This is a genomic window from Nitrosomonas mobilis (genome assembly GCF_900103035.1).
Classification (GTDB): domain Bacteria; phylum Pseudomonadota; class Gammaproteobacteria; order Burkholderiales; family Nitrosomonadaceae; genus Nitrosomonas; species Nitrosomonas mobilis.
The window spans coordinates 70,800-84,823 of the sequence record NZ_FMWO01000045.1 but is presented as its reverse complement, the minus strand read 5'-3'; the positions used below and the strand labels follow the sequence as shown (position 1 = coordinate 84,823).

General features: G+C 46.4%; 13 protein-coding genes and 1 pseudogene. 11 read left to right on the top strand and 3 right to left on the bottom strand.

What is annotated here, in order from left to right; translation table 11 throughout:
• Positions 1-57: 57 nt before the first annotated feature.
• Positions 58-537 (top strand): FKBP-type peptidyl-prolyl cis-trans isomerase, encoded by a 480-nt coding sequence (locus tag NSMM_RS06425; protein WP_090285761.1) that lies wholly within the window; start codon positions 58-60, stop codon positions 535-537.
• A 45-nt stretch (positions 538-582) separates the two neighbouring features.
• Here the strand turns inward: NSMM_RS06425 and ettA are convergent, their stop codons facing one another.
• Positions 583-2,253, bottom strand: a complete 1,671-nt coding sequence (ettA, locus tag NSMM_RS06420; RefSeq protein WP_090285759.1) for an energy-dependent translational throttle protein EttA — start codon at positions 2,251-2,253, stop codon at positions 583-585.
• Between the two features lie 194 nt (positions 2,254-2,447).
• Here ettA and NSMM_RS15125 point away from each other — a divergent pair, with 194 nt between their 5' ends.
• Positions 2,448-2,630, top strand: coding sequence for a hypothetical protein (locus tag NSMM_RS15125; RefSeq protein ID WP_143001880.1), 183 nt, complete (start codon positions 2,448-2,450; stop codon positions 2,628-2,630).
• A 150-nt stretch (positions 2,631-2,780) separates the two neighbouring features.
• On the opposite strand, the gene cysG is transcribed toward NSMM_RS15125, so the two are convergent.
• Both cysG and NSMM_RS06405 read right to left on the bottom strand, forming a co-directional pair.
• Positions 2,781-4,163 carry a siroheme synthase CysG gene (gene cysG, locus NSMM_RS06415; protein ID WP_090285757.1) on the bottom strand — a complete coding sequence of 461 codons (1,383 nt, stop codon included), beginning with the start codon at positions 4,161-4,163 and terminating at the stop codon, positions 2,781-2,783.
• Between the two features lie 570 nt (positions 4,164-4,733).
• Positions 4,734-4,955: pseudogene (locus NSMM_RS06405) on the bottom strand (transposase); the annotation flags it as partial.
• A gap of 426 nt (positions 4,956-5,381) precedes the next feature.
• Here NSMM_RS06405 and NSMM_RS06400 point away from each other — a divergent pair.
• The 9 genes from NSMM_RS06400 to NSMM_RS06360 all read left to right on the top strand — a co-directional run bounded on the left by NSMM_RS06400 (position 5,382) and on the right by NSMM_RS06360 (position 13,976).
• Positions 5,382-7,766: an efflux RND transporter permease subunit gene (locus NSMM_RS06400; RefSeq protein ID WP_218121033.1), complete on the top strand. Its 2,385-nt coding sequence runs from the start codon at positions 5,382-5,384 to the stop codon at positions 7,764-7,766.
• On the top strand, positions 7,735-8,427 hold the full coding sequence (locus NSMM_RS06395) for an outer membrane lipoprotein-sorting protein (protein ID WP_218121032.1): 693 nt from the start codon (positions 7,735-7,737) through the stop codon (positions 8,425-8,427). The genes NSMM_RS06400 and NSMM_RS06395 overlap by 32 nt, the downstream gene beginning before the upstream one ends.
• Positions 8,428-8,611: 184 nt before the next feature.
• Complete coding sequence (locus tag NSMM_RS06390; protein WP_090285752.1) at positions 8,612-9,832, top strand: hypothetical protein; 1,221 nt, start codon at positions 8,612-8,614, stop codon at positions 9,830-9,832.
• A 350-nt stretch (positions 9,833-10,182) separates the two neighbouring features.
• The gene (gene ahr / locus NSMM_RS06385; protein ID WP_090285749.1) at positions 10,183-11,190 is read left to right on the top strand and encodes an NADPH-dependent aldehyde reductase Ahr; all 1,008 of its coding nucleotides are present in this window, start codon (positions 10,183-10,185) and stop codon (positions 11,188-11,190) included.
• Between the two features lie 418 nt (positions 11,191-11,608).
• Positions 11,609-12,028: a nucleoside diphosphate kinase regulator gene (gene rnk / locus NSMM_RS06380; protein WP_342671778.1), complete on the top strand. Its 420-nt coding sequence runs from the start codon at positions 11,609-11,611 to the stop codon at positions 12,026-12,028.
• Positions 12,029-12,084: 56 nt separating this feature from the next.
• Complete coding sequence (locus tag NSMM_RS06375) at positions 12,085-12,435, top strand: transposase (protein WP_218121031.1); 351 nt, start codon at positions 12,085-12,087, stop codon at positions 12,433-12,435.
• Positions 12,353-12,667, top strand: a complete 315-nt coding sequence (locus NSMM_RS17020) for a hypothetical protein (RefSeq protein ID WP_425412354.1) — start codon at positions 12,353-12,355, stop codon at positions 12,665-12,667. The genes NSMM_RS06375 and NSMM_RS17020 overlap by 83 nt, the downstream gene beginning before the upstream one ends.
• A gap of 133 nt (positions 12,668-12,800) precedes the next feature.
• The gene (locus NSMM_RS16035; RefSeq protein ID WP_218121030.1) at positions 12,801-12,983 is read left to right on the top strand and encodes a hypothetical protein; all 183 of its coding nucleotides are present in this window, start codon (positions 12,801-12,803) and stop codon (positions 12,981-12,983) included.
• 354 nt (positions 12,984-13,337) lie between these two features.
• Positions 13,338-13,976, top strand: a complete 639-nt coding sequence (locus tag NSMM_RS06360; RefSeq protein WP_090285738.1) for a hypothetical protein — start codon at positions 13,338-13,340, stop codon at positions 13,974-13,976.
• The last annotated feature ends 48 nt before the right edge of the window (positions 13,977-14,024 follow it).

Genomic DNA, 14,024 nt, shown 5'->3' with positions numbered 1-14,024 from the left:
TACCTTAAACAAAAAAATTTTGTGGCTTAACCATCATGATCAACAAATGGAGATAACATGAGAATAGAAAAAAATACCGTTGTATCCCTCAATTACAGAATGCTTAATCGGGAAGGTCAGATTGTGGAGGAAGCGGAGACGCCCATCAGCTACCTGCACGGTGGTTATGACGGGATATTCCCGGCAGTTGAAGAAGCGCTCCACGAAAAGGAAGTTGGGCACAGCCTTTCTATTTTGATGGAGCCTGAAGATGCTTTTGGGGGATATGACGCTGAACTGATGCGAATCGAGCCCAAATCTGCTTTTCCCGAGGGTGTGACAGTCGGTATGCAATTTGAAGGTGGCGAAGAAGAATCGGATGATATGATGATCTACACTGTGACAGACGTAACTGAAGATATCGTTGTTGTAGATGGCAATCATCCGTACGCTGGTATGGCATTGCAGTTTGAATGTACCGTAGTCGATATCCGTTCCGCAACCACGGAGGAAATGATGCATGGCCATGTGCATGGGCCAGACGGACATCATCATTGAAACTCTTCATTACTCCATTGTCACCAATTTGCTGGAGTTACATTTTTATCGGGTAATCGGTTTGTAGCGGATACGTTTGGGTTTCGCCCCTTCTTCACCAAGGCGTGTGCGCTTGTCGATCTCATATTCATGATAGTTTCCAGCAAAAAATGTGACTTGTGAATTACCTTCAAAAGCGAGGATATGCGTTGCAATACGATCGAGGAACCAGCGATCATGGGAGATGACCAGTACGCAACCAGCAAATTCCAGTAGTGCATTTTCAAGCGCGCGCAGTGTTTCGATATCCAGGTCATTGGAAGGCTCGTCTAGCAGCAGCACATTTCCACCGGATATCAGTGTTTTGGCTAGATGCAGTCTGCCTCGTTCGCCACCGGAGAGCGTACCAACCAGTTTCTGCTGATCTGGTCCCTTGAAGTTAAATCTGCCTAAATAAGCTCGTGCAGGAATTTCATATTTGCCGACCGTTAATATGTCAAGACCATCTGAAATCATTTGGAATGCAGTCTGGTTAGCAGCTAATGCATCTCGGGATTGATCCACATAAGCAAACTTGACGGTATCACCAATCTTGATTTCCCCACTATCCGGCTGATCCTTGCCGATAATCATGCGAAAAAGCGTCGATTTACCAGCACCATTAGGTCCGATGATGCCAACAACAGCGCCTGGTGGTATCTTGAAATTCAGATTGTCGATTAACAACTGATCACCAAATCCCTTGGAGACATCGATAAACTCGATTACTTCATTCCCCAATCTGTCAGCCACCGGAATAAAGATTTCCTGTGTTTCGTTGCGTTTCTGATAATCCTGCGAGTTGAGTTCTTCAAAACGTGCCAGCCGCGCCTTGGATTTGGATTGCCTTCCTTTGGGATTTTGCCTGATCCATTCCAGCTCTTTTTTTAGTGATTTCTGGTGGGCAGATTCCGTACTTTCTTCTTGTTTCAGGCGGTTCTGTTTTTGCTCAAGCCAGCTCGAGTAGTTACCTTTCCAGGGAATTCCATGACCACGATCCAGTTCAAGGATCCACTCAGCGGCATTATCGAGAAAATAGCGGTCATGCGTGACAGCAACCACCGTTCCAGGAAAGCGCGCCAGAAATTGCTCCAACCACTCGACCGATTCCGCATCAAGGTGATTGGTGGGCTCATCCAGCAAGAGCATGTCTGGTCTGGAGAGCAGCAGTCTGCACAGTGCAACCCGACGTTTCTCGCCACCCGAGAGATTTTGGATCAATGCATCCCATGGCGGCAGGCGTAATGCATCCGCAGCAATTTCCATTTGCTGCTCCAGGTTGTCTCCCCCTTCCTGCGCGATCAGAATAGCTTCCAGCCGCGATTGTTCGGCGGCCAGCGCATCAAAATCCGCATCTGGTTCAGCATAAGCAGCATAGATAGCATCGAGTTGCTGTTGGGCATTGAATGCCTCGCCAAGCCCAGCTTGAACTGCCTCACGTACCGTTAGCCCAGGATCAAGTTGTGGTTCTTGTGGTAAGTATCCTATTTTAAGTCCAGGCATCGGCGTGCATTCCCCATCAAACTCCTTATCCACACCAGCCATGATTCTCAGCAAGGTGGATTTACCTGAACCATTCAGCCCGAGCAAGCCGATTTTTGCACCTGGCAAGAAACTCAGGGAAATATCCTTGAGAATGGTGTGTTTGGGCGGGACAGTTTTACTGACACGATTCATGATGAGAACGTATTGAGCCATAAATACTTGTTTACTCCGATGTTTGAATTATTTGGGACGTTCTAGAATGCCGGGAATGGTCGTTGGATAGTAACCGCGCATGTAATTTTACATTGCTTGGCAACTAATGTGAAATGAACGCCAGGCAAAGTGAATAAATCTGACAGGATCAAAAGTGTGTTTCCGTTTCAAAATAATTAGTTGAGATTAGCGCCATGAAAGTATTGGTTCATTATAGATCAGGAGCAAACCAGGTGTTTATTGTGCCTCGGGAGATGGATGTGGCTGAATTTCGACGTTTGGCCGAAGAAATTGGGGGGGCTTTACGTAAAATTGAATTTCCGTCGACTACCATGAAAGTGGATTGGGCAAACTCAAGCCTGGGGTACAGAATATAAGCAACTAAATAAAATTTAGGTCAACTTCACAGAAGAACCAGCGTAATCATGAAAATAGTCAAATTTAAATCTTGCTTCAGCCGGCGACAATCAATATTAAATATATACGAGTTGATGCGCCAGGTTAATCTGCGCCATAGTCAGTAGGCATTATTCAGATTTCTCTGGATGAAACCAGTTTAATTTTTCCCGGAGGGTAACTACTCCGCCCACAATGATCAAGGTCGGTGGTCTGGGTTTTTCAGTTTGCACGATTTCGGGCAACGTTGCCAATGTCCCGGTATAGATACGCTGATCTTGAGTTGTCCCCTGCTGCACTAGCGCAGCCGGCGTGCCTGCCGGCAGGCCATGTGAAACAAGCTGGGCGCAGATCGTTTCAAGACCATGTAGACCCATATAGAACACGATCGTCTGATTAGGGCGTGCGAGTCTTTCCCAATCGAGATTCGTCGTGCCATTTTTCAGGTGTCCAGTGACGAAGGTGCATGATTGTGCGTAATCGCGGTGCGTCAGTGGAATGCCTGCGTAACTGGCGACACCGGATGCGGCGGTGATGCCGGGTACAATTTGAAAAGGAATGCCATGTGCGGCAAGCGTTTCAATTTCCTCTCCACCGCGTCCAAAGATGAACGGATCACCCCCCTTGAGACGAAGTACGCGTTTGCCTTCCTGTGCCAGCCGTACCAGTAATACATTGATTTCTTCCTGTGGCAAGGTATGATTATTGCGCTGTTTGCCAACATAGATACGTGTCGCATCGCGCCGTGTCATTTCAACAATAGGTTTGGATACCAGATTATCAAAGAGCACGATGTCCGCCTTCTGCATCAGACGCAAGGCACGGAATGTCAGCAAATCAGGATCACCTGGCCCTGCACCTACCAGGTACACTTCACCACTTGGAGGCTTGTTACCTTTTTTTAACTGATCGAGCAGCATGGCTTCCGCATCTGCCTCGTCGCCTGCGAGTACTTTCTCGGCAATAGTACCCTCCAGCACGTTTTCCCAGAAAATGCGCCGTATAGCCGGCTCAGTAATGCCTGTTCTGACCGTGTTACGTAATCGTGCACAAAATGCAGTCAAGCGGCTATATCCCTGTGGAATCATGGTTTCCAGCTTGCCACGCAGCATTCGGGCAAGTACAGGCGAAGCACCACCGCTGGAAAATGCCACCATTAACGGCGAGCGATCCAGAATCGACGGCATGATGAAGGTACATAAGTCCGGATTGTCAACTACATTCACCGGAATGTTCCGCGCGCGTGCCAGTTTTGAAACTTCATGGTTGACTACATGATCATCCGTTGCGGCGATGACTAGAATTGCTCCGTCCAGGTGGTTTGGTTGAAATCGCTGCACTACGTACTCAATACCTGCTAAACCCGAAAATTCCTCAAGAAACTCCGGCGCTACCGCCTTAACCATTGCGCCAGCATCCAGCAGCACGGATGCCTTGCGCTGTGCAACCTCGCCACCGCCTATTATCAGACAGAGGCGGTCTTTGACGTTCATGAAAATTGGTAAAAAGTCCATAGCGAACCCTTTAAGTTTGCTGTAATTAAAATAGTCGCCCCTGAAATTCACTCTGTGGGAGCAAGAACTGTACTGCAAAAAGCTGATCAAGGTATATTGCTCTGCCGATAATCTGAATCAGCCAGACGAACCTGGCATCAGCATGACCAATTGCAGCTTTGTTTTTACGGTTGACCGCATCAGCATGCTTTAGCATAGGTTTGGAGAACAGCTAAGCCCTTTTTATACACAGGACACGCTTATGTTTAATGGAAGCATTCAGGATCGAGCTTGCGGCGCGATGATGGGTGCATTTATCGGGGATGCGTTAGCCCTCGGTCCGCATTGGTATTAAGTCTCGATGAACTTCATCGTGATTACGGAACATGGATTGACGATTATACTGATCCAAAGCCCGACCGGTATCATGCCGGGCTTAAAGTCGGTCAATTATCACGGCTGGTTTTATTCTTAGCTTGATGATTCGTTCACTCAATGAATGTAATGGCTACAACAAGGCCGATTTTTGCCGCCGCATGGATGATGAATTCTTTTTATTGCTTGATAGAGCCCCGCCCAGGGGGTTTGATGCTTATAATTTTTGCCATTTTTGCCATTGCCAGGGGGATGGGTTACAGTTTCGTGCTTATCGTGACCAAGATGCTCGGCTATCTCTGCTTGTAGGGCACGTTCAACCAGCGCTTTGGTGAGTTGCTTGAGAAGACCATTCTCACCGATTAAATCTTCTGGCTTTTTGTAATCGGCCAACAAACTACCAATTAAGTCGGTCGGCAGGGATTTGTGTGTGGTCATCTTTACTCCAGAAGTAAATAAACAGTTTCCTGCTGAATGACTATTTACACCCCCATAAAATTTTCACAATTAAGATCGGTCAGCCTTAATCGTGTGATACTGTGTAAAGCTTAATTCGCATTAAATAGTGAACCTGCAACTAATGCCGCCAAGTATCTCGGTTCCTATTTCGGCTGGTTCCGCACCCTTGACCCGTCAACTCTCACCGAAGCATCACTCTCGTCATTACTCTCTCTGACTTTCGGAGCTCGTGCCGTCGTTACTTAACGCGAATTGAGCCTTGTTTGTTTAAATACGTGTTGATATAGATAGATCCAGTATTTGAATCAATTGGCATCCATTACAAATATTTAGTACTTGTACTTGCCACAAATTTTAAAAATTTTTTGACGATAAAAGATCATATGATCTTAAATGGAGGTTGCAGTGACTGTCATTAGAAACGAAACCAAACAATTAAACAAAACTGATCGTTTTGCACTTCAATGGGCGGAATTCGTCATTAAAAATCGTCTGAAGACAATTTTTTTCGCAATTACTGTCTTTTTTGTTCTCGCTGCTGGATTGATGCAAATTCAGGCTTCACATAATTATCGAGTCTTTTTTAGCGATAAAAATCCTGATTTGCTTACATTTGAGAAGTTTGAGGAGACATATACAAAAAACGACAATTTTCTTTTTGTCGTTAAACCGAAGTCAGGCACGATTGATCAACCGTTTGTTGCCCAAGCCATTGAAGCATTAACCGCACGCGCTTGGATGGTTCCATTCGCGATACGGGTCGATTCAATCACGAATTTTCAACATACCTATGCAATAGATGACGATTTAATTGTAGAAGACTTGATTGAAGATGCAGCCAATCTTTCGCAGGCAGAAATAGCCAAGCGGGTTGACATCGCGCTTAAAGAGCCCTTACTTGCCGGTAGTCTTGTCGCACTTGATCGTGGCGCATCAGGTATCAATGTAACGTTGCAATACCCGGGGCTCAGTGAGAGTGAGCTGCCAGAAGCCATTCATTTTGCACGCGCACTTGTATCCGAATTCGAACAGGAATATCCCGACCTGAAGATCGCCCTCACGGGAATATCGGCGCTCAATGCTGCTTTTTTTGAGGCTACAATCAATGATGCAGAAACGCTCTATGGGCCGATGTTTTTGGTGCTGGTCCTTATCACATGGTTAATCATACGGAACTTTTCTGGTGTCATTTCGACTGTACTTGTTATTACATTTGCAACAATTGCTGCGATGGGTTTTGCGGGCTGGGCAGGCATCACCATTTCGCCATTCTCGGGCAGCGCGCCGGTTGTGATCCTAACACTCGCGATTGTGGACTCTATTCATATATTGATCACGATGGCACAACGCATGCGTGTAGGCGATGACAAAATTGCGGCCATCAAGGAAAGTATGCGCGTTAATTTCCTGGCTGTTTCAATTACCAGTTTAACGACGGTTATCGGTTTTTTAGCGCTTAATTTTTCCGATGCGCCACCATTCAATGCTCTGGGAAATATTGCAGCCTTCGGGATTACAGCCGCCTGGTTTTATTCGCTTACATTTTTGCCAGCATTGTTAGCGATTCTACCTTTCAGTGTGCAAACCTACTCAGATAAATCCCGAGGTCCGCTGCAGGAGGCAATTAACAAACTTGCCGAGTTCGTTATTGCACGCGCACGCGCTACACTGGTTTTTGTGGGTCTTATTTTTATCGGGCTAGCTTGTGCCATACCAACAATTAATCTGAATGATCAATGGGTTGAATACTTTGATGATAGGGTGGAATTTCGTGGTGATGCGAAGTTTGCTATCAATCATCTGACAGGGCTTTATATTCTGGAATACTCAGTACCTGCTGGGGCACCTGGTGCCATTAGTGAGCCTAAATATCTGCAAGACCTGGATGACTTTGCGATCTGGCTACGGGAATATGCAAAAGTACGCCATGTTTATTCATATACGGACATCATCAAGCGGCTGAGTAAAAATATGAATGCCGATGACCCGGCCTATTATCATATTCCCGGCGAACGCGAGCTGGCTGCACAATATCTGCTGCTCTATGAGTTGTCATTACCATATGGATTGGACTTAAATGACCGCATAGACATTGACAAATCATCAACCCGGGTTTCAGTTACGCTGGATGAAATTACGACAGGAGAGACGCGGCAATTCCTAAAAGATATCGATGCCTGGTGGGATTCCCGTTCACCGGGGAATGAAGTATATGGCACTGGCGCAACCTATCTGTTTTCCTTTATCTCTGAGCGCAATATACAAGACATGATTGGCGGCAACATCGTCGCCGTTATTTTGATTTCCATTGTCATGATGATCGCGTTGAGGAGCTTCAGTTTTGGACTTCTCAGTTTGATTCCAAATATTGCACCACTCATTATGACCTTCGGCGTATGGGCATTGTTAGTGGGAGAAGTGGGCATGGCTGCAGCGACAGTATCCGCCACTTCTCTCGGTATTATCGTCGACAACACGGTCCATATCCTGACGAAATACCAGCGTGCTCGTGAAGAATTGGTACTCTCCATTGAGGACGCGATTCGCTACACCTTTGATACCGTCGGGGCTGCCGTTGTGGCGAATGCGCTGATTCTGGCGTTTGGCTTTAGTGTGCTCATGTTTTCATCATTCAAGATTACGGGTGATATGGGAACGCTGACAGCACTCGCCATTCTTATCGCCTTGGTTGTAGATCTGTTGTTGTTACCAGCGCTTTTAATGTTACGCGCCCAATCTAAAACAAAAGGAGCTTCATATGCTAATACTGAAAAAACACAAACAATTTAACCTTAACCATAGGATTTTAACGGGCGCTTTCATGTTGGTAAGCTTTGCGCTACCCGTTGTTGCAGAAGATCTCGATCAAAAAGGATTTGATATTGCTGCGCGCTCCGACCGCTCAGATCGAGGCTTTAATAACAGCCGTGTAGAGCTTGAAATGGTGCTGAAAAATGCCTCAGGTGCAGAATCTCGACGTGTGCTTGAGCAGTCAACTCTAGAACTTCCGGATGAGTCCGTCGGAGATAAAAATCTGATTGTTTTTTTCTCGCCCGCAGATATTGAAAGTACGGCGTTACTTTCTTACGCGAAAATATTGGACCCGGACGATCAGTGGCTTTATCTGCCAGCGCTAAAACGCGTGAAGCGTATTTCATCAAAAAACAAATCGGGCCCATTTGTCGGTTCAGAATTTGCTTTTGAAGATATTACCGGTCAGGAGCTTGAGAAATATGAATATACCTGGTTGCGTGAAGAAGCGTGTGGAGAGCTGACCTGTGATGTTGTCGAGCGGCGTCCACTTTATAAAGATTCTGGTTATACACGGCAAATTGGATGGGTTGATCAGACTGATTATCAAGCGCGCAAGATTGAATATTACGATCGCAAAGGCAGCCTGCTGAAAACCCAGCTGTTTGAAGATTATCAACTTTATGATGACAAATACTGACGGGCACATGTGTGGCGCATGGAAAATCATCAAACGGGTAAAAGCACGGACCTTTTTTTCAAGGCATATGAATTTAATGTAGGCCTCGGCGACGGAGATTTCGTCAGGGGTGCGCTGTCGCGCCAGCGTTAGAGAACGTTAGATTGGCAAGTGTCATGAAAAATTGCGAAAGGTTATTGTATCAATGCTTATTTTAATCAAGGCACTTGCTGCTTTGTTTCTTTTCAAGTTGTCTGTGGTTTCGGCACAATCGTTCGACTTTAGCGGTCAAGCTGCTTTAGAGCTGCGTGGGTTTCCTGAAGCATCATTATGGCCTGGTCAGGTCGAAGGTGTGCAGTTCTCAAGCTTTCTCGAACCAGAATTTCGCTGGCGTAATGCAGACCGCGATTCATTGTTAAAATTTACGCCCTTCATTCGCGTAGATGCCGCAGATGATAAACGTACTCATTTTGATATCCGGGAGGCAAATTGGCGAAAAATTGCGGGTAAATGGGAGTTTTTGGTAGGCGCCACGCGTATATTCTGGGGGGTGACAGAATCCCGTCATCTGGTTAATATCATCAATCAGATTGATGCTGTTGAAGACATCGATGAAGAAGATTTTCTTGGCCAACCCATGGTGCAGGTGGGCCATCAGTCTGATTTCGGTCGATTTGATGTCTTTTTAATGACAGGATTTCGTGAACGAACCTTTCCGGGACGCGATGGACGGCTTAGAACGCCGCTTCCTGTTAAAACAGGAGATGCTGTTTATGGTAATAGTGCTGAACAGTGGCACCCCGATGTCGCCTTGCGTTATTCCCATTTTTTTGGTGATTTTGATCTGGGGTTACATGTCTTTCGCGGCATCAATCGCGAACCTTCTCTTGTTTTATCGGCTGACAGCCAGAGTTTTACACCCCATTACACCTTAATTACCCAGGCTGGCATTGATCTTCAATTGACTCACGATGCCTGGCTTTGGAAGTTTGAAGGTATCGTCCGTGAAGGTCAGGGTGATACTTTTGCTGCGGTGGTAGCCGGATTGGAGTACACCTTCTTCCAGGTTGCCGAAAGTGATGTTGATCTTGGTCTCATTGTGGAAGGACTGTATGACGGCCGGGATAAGCTGAGCTTTAATGACATTCGAGACAATCAAATTTTTCCTACAATTTATGACAAGGATATTTTTCTGGGTACGCGCCTCGCCTTTAATGACGTTCAGGCTTCATCTGTTCTCGCCGGTTTTGTAACTGATATTGAGGATGGGCCAGCAACCTTGCGTGTTGAAGCTGAGCGTCGTTTCGGTGAGGACTTGAAAATCGAATTTATCGGGCAGGCATTTTTTGAAGAAGCTCCTAAGAATCCAGTGTCTTTCTTCAGGCAGGATAATTTTGTTACCTTAAGATTGTCTAAATTCTTTTAATTCAGTCGATTTACCCATATGGCTGGCATATAGCGAGTAGTCGATTGCATTACTTACCCTTTTTGTTTTTGCAGAGTGGGCGATATTGGGCCGTTCGCTCCATTTACATTGTTCAGACGTCGCTTAATGCTGTATTCCAGACGAATATCCTGATCGTCATTCGATGGCCAGTGGCGTAAGGTGGTTAACCCGATAGTAGTCCGTTTTCTTTCTATCAAACCTTTGTTGCGAGCGGGCACTTCACTTTTTAGAGAATTACGATATATTGCTGAATACGTCCAAACATAAACCGGCTGGTAAGGCTGACGCAAAATAGCCCCGCGTTAAAACAGGAATAGGAGAAGCTGAAAATGAGTACAGTTCATGCGTATGCAGCGAGTAAAGCCAATGGTGTTTTAAAACCATTTGAATATCAGTTGGGGGCGATTGGTCCGCAAGAAGTCGATATCGCCGTGGAGTCTTGCGGCATCTGTCATAGCGATCTCAGTATGCTAGAGAATGCTTGGGGAATGACGCAATTTCCACTGGTTCCCGGTCATGAAGTGATTGGCAAAGTCAAAGCCGTTGGCAATCAGGTGTCGCATCTCTCGGTCGGAGAGCGAGTCGGTTTGGGTTGGCACGCGGGATATTGTATGACTTGCGATCAGTGCTTCGGTGGGCATCACAATTTGTGTTCAGATGCGCAGCCCACGATTGCGGGTCGTCATGGTGGGTTTGCTGATACTGTTCGCGCTCATGGCGCAAGTGTTGTCAAATTGCCTGACGACCTTAACGCCAAGACGGCGGGTCCATTGTTCTGCGGCGGAATGGCGGTGTTTGATCCCTTGATGCAGTTTGGCATCTCGCCCACAGACAGCATTGGTGTCATCGGGATTGGTGGCTTAGGACACCTGGCTTTAAAGTTCGCACGGGCTTGGGGCTGCCATGTCACTGCCTTTACGTCTGGGGAGGGGAAAGAACAAGCAGCTCTGGACTTTGGAGCGCACGAGGTGATTAATTCCCGTGCGCCGTGCGCCATCAAGGATGTCACCAGTCGCTTTGATTTGTTGCTTTCGACCGTCAACGTCACGCTTGACTGGAATAGCTATATTGGTTTGCTCAAACCGCGGGGTCGATTACACCTGTTGGGCGCAGTCACAACGCCTCTGGATTTAAACCTTATCCCAATGATGTTTAGCCAGTTGTCAGTGAGTTCATCACCGGTCGGCAGTCCCGCAACCATTCGTAAAATGCTTGAATTTGCTGCGCGTCATGATGTAGCGCCTGTGACTGAGCATTTTCCAATGGATAAAGTCAACGATGCAATGGAGCACCTTCGTTCTGGTAAGACGCGATATCGAATTGTCCTGGATCGGTAATTAATTCAATAAGACTATTGCAAAAATTCTCGTCATAAGCTTTATCCAATTGATTGTAAATTATTAATTTTTCAACTATTGGGGTTTTGTAAAGATCTCTCAATGTTCGATGCGGCTGATAGGGCCACGATTATCTTTTTTGATTGAATCGGCATCCCGCAGCGGTTTCACGAGCGCAGGCAGATCGTTGATTATGATTACATCATTTGGCTTGACATCGTTAAAATACTAGGCTAGAAGAGCCTCCCCAAGACTTGGGCGAGCATCCCATAACTAAACATGAGAATAAGCGTTAACAATGCGCTACACTCGGATAAATTTATGCTTCGCTCCAATTTTTTGGTGGGCGCGGCGTTGGGCCGCATACATTTAGAGTAGCATTGTGAGAATGCTACAGAGGATAGGAATGAAAACGAGGATGGAAATGAAAACAAGGCCAGAAATAGTGATCTCAACGGTAGATTCCGAAAGACTAGAAAGACTCTTAGACTCGTTACCAAACAATGGGTTTATAGGCAAGGTTGAGTTGGAATCCGAGTTGGCAAGGGCTAGAGTAGTAGAACCAAAGGATGTTCCAGCTACAACTGTCACCATGAATTCAACCGTTCGATTCAAGGTTGAATCTTCGAGTGAGGAGTTCGAGTTGACACTTGTCTATCCGAAGGACAGTGATTTGAGTGGTAAAACATTATCAATTTTGGCACCCATTGGAAGCGCATTGCTTGGCCTTTCACAAGGAGATGAAATTGAGTGGCCGAAACCAGGAGGTGGTGTTCTGCGTGTTCAAATTCACGAGATTACATATCAGCCAGAAAGATCAGGTGAATTCCACCGCTAGAAAGCAGCATTAGCGTATGAATACGCGTTAGCACAGAAAAGGGACAGGTCCTTGATTTGGCGGGAGTCGTGCCTGATGCCAGGACCATGTCGAAGAAGAGCACCGAGCAGTTCCATGGTTACAAGAATCATGCTAATGTTAATCGGGAGACCAAGTTGATCGCCGCAGGGGAGATAACTTCAGCACAAGTCCATGACAGCCGGATTCCGGTAGACGTGTTGCAATCCCCTGCAATGGATGGAGCGGATGTTTACGCGGACTCGGTCTATCGCAGCCATACGCAGAAAGAAAACCTGATTGCAATCGGGCACAAAAGCCACATTCATGAAAAGGGTGCGCGTAATTATCCGCTCACAGCAGCACAGAAGCAAAGCAGCAAGGAGAGATCGCAGGCGCGCGCGGGTTGAGCATGTATTTGGCTCGATGACAGATGAAATAAGTGCAATCTCTATTCGCACCATCGGCTGTGCAAGAGCGAAAGTACAAATAGGCTTGCTCAGCCTTATCTATATCATCAAGCGCGTCGTGACACGCATCCGCAAAAAAGACTTCAGCTGCAACAGAATTATTGAGTTCTGTCGCATTAACGAAAGAAAGCTGATATCTGGTTGGTCTTATCAAGCGTACAGTTGGTCTTGACGCGATTATCTAACCAGAGCATAAAATCGTTTAACAAAAGACATCTTGTCAGCTCCTTCCATCATCGACTGACCTTTGCAAGTCATGTGCATGGGTTATGCCAGACAGGGTATTTTTAGCTGATTGAAAAGATTTGAATCCGAGCATTAGTTTTGTTATTCGCTTCACTACCCAAGTGGTCTTGTACCGCGATATTGTTGAGGTATTTGACCTGCCTGACGACAATAGAAGTGTCATTATTCTTGATGATCTAATCAATAGCTGCTTGATTGGCACCACGCTTCTCCATCATTTCTTCCAGGTGTCGGCAACTTAACGGATACGCTGCGTACCAACGGATACAAACCAGAATTACCTCAATCGGAAACCGCATCTTTTTACAATAGGCATGTAGCAGCACCATCTCCTTAATGGTCAGCACGTTATATCGAATGTATCGATGATCTTGCTAAATGCGACAGAACCTTTACCCCTGGGTGTCTTGCGCCGGAAGCGCCAAAACGCTGCAATATCTTTGACGTTTTGTGCTAACTTAACCTGAATACAGTCATTTTTCGGTCGCTTACCACCGCTTTTGACAGTTGAGCTAGATCTCTGTACATTTAATGCTCGTGGGATAAGTGGTGCATTTCTCCTATGCCCAATGCTTATGTTCAAGGAGGTAATTGCAATGCCTTTACTAGCGAACAATCGTTTCTTTCAAAATGCCTTTGATGGCTACATCTTGCATGGGCGCGGCCAGTGTCTGGCTGGCATCGATTATGACGGGGGTGTTCCTGCCACCACTTTTAAGCCGCTACAGGGTGGAAATATTGTCGTACTCGATGACCCTGCATTCGACCCGGTGACCGGCAGACCTACTGGCAACGGTTTTCCTGACCCGTGCGACACCAGTTTCTTTTCAGTGTTAAGCACCATTGGAATCGATGGTTCGATTCTGGAGTGCAGAGACGTCAATCTGTCGGCCAACAGCGAGCTGCGGTTTATCTGGGCGTTTCTGCCGCTAGAGTCACACACATCGATTTGCTTCAATAGCTTCGCATTATTTGTGGCTTATGATCAGGATGACCCAGGTAGCGCTGGGGACTTCGCCAACGCGACACCAACCTACACCACGGTTCTCGGTCAATCAAAAAACATTCCCGATAGCTCACGGCAGAACATTTGCTGGCAAGTTTCCTGTTGGCAACCGCAACAAAACTTCTCGGGTACGCTTTACTGGATTGTGTCGACGGGTGCATTCGCGCAGACCAATAGCCATTGCCGACCGTCAATGCTACTGCTGGATAGCGTTGAGGTTAATAGCTGAGTTTAGCAGACCGAAAAATCGAGAATACTTGATAACGTAACGGGGCGA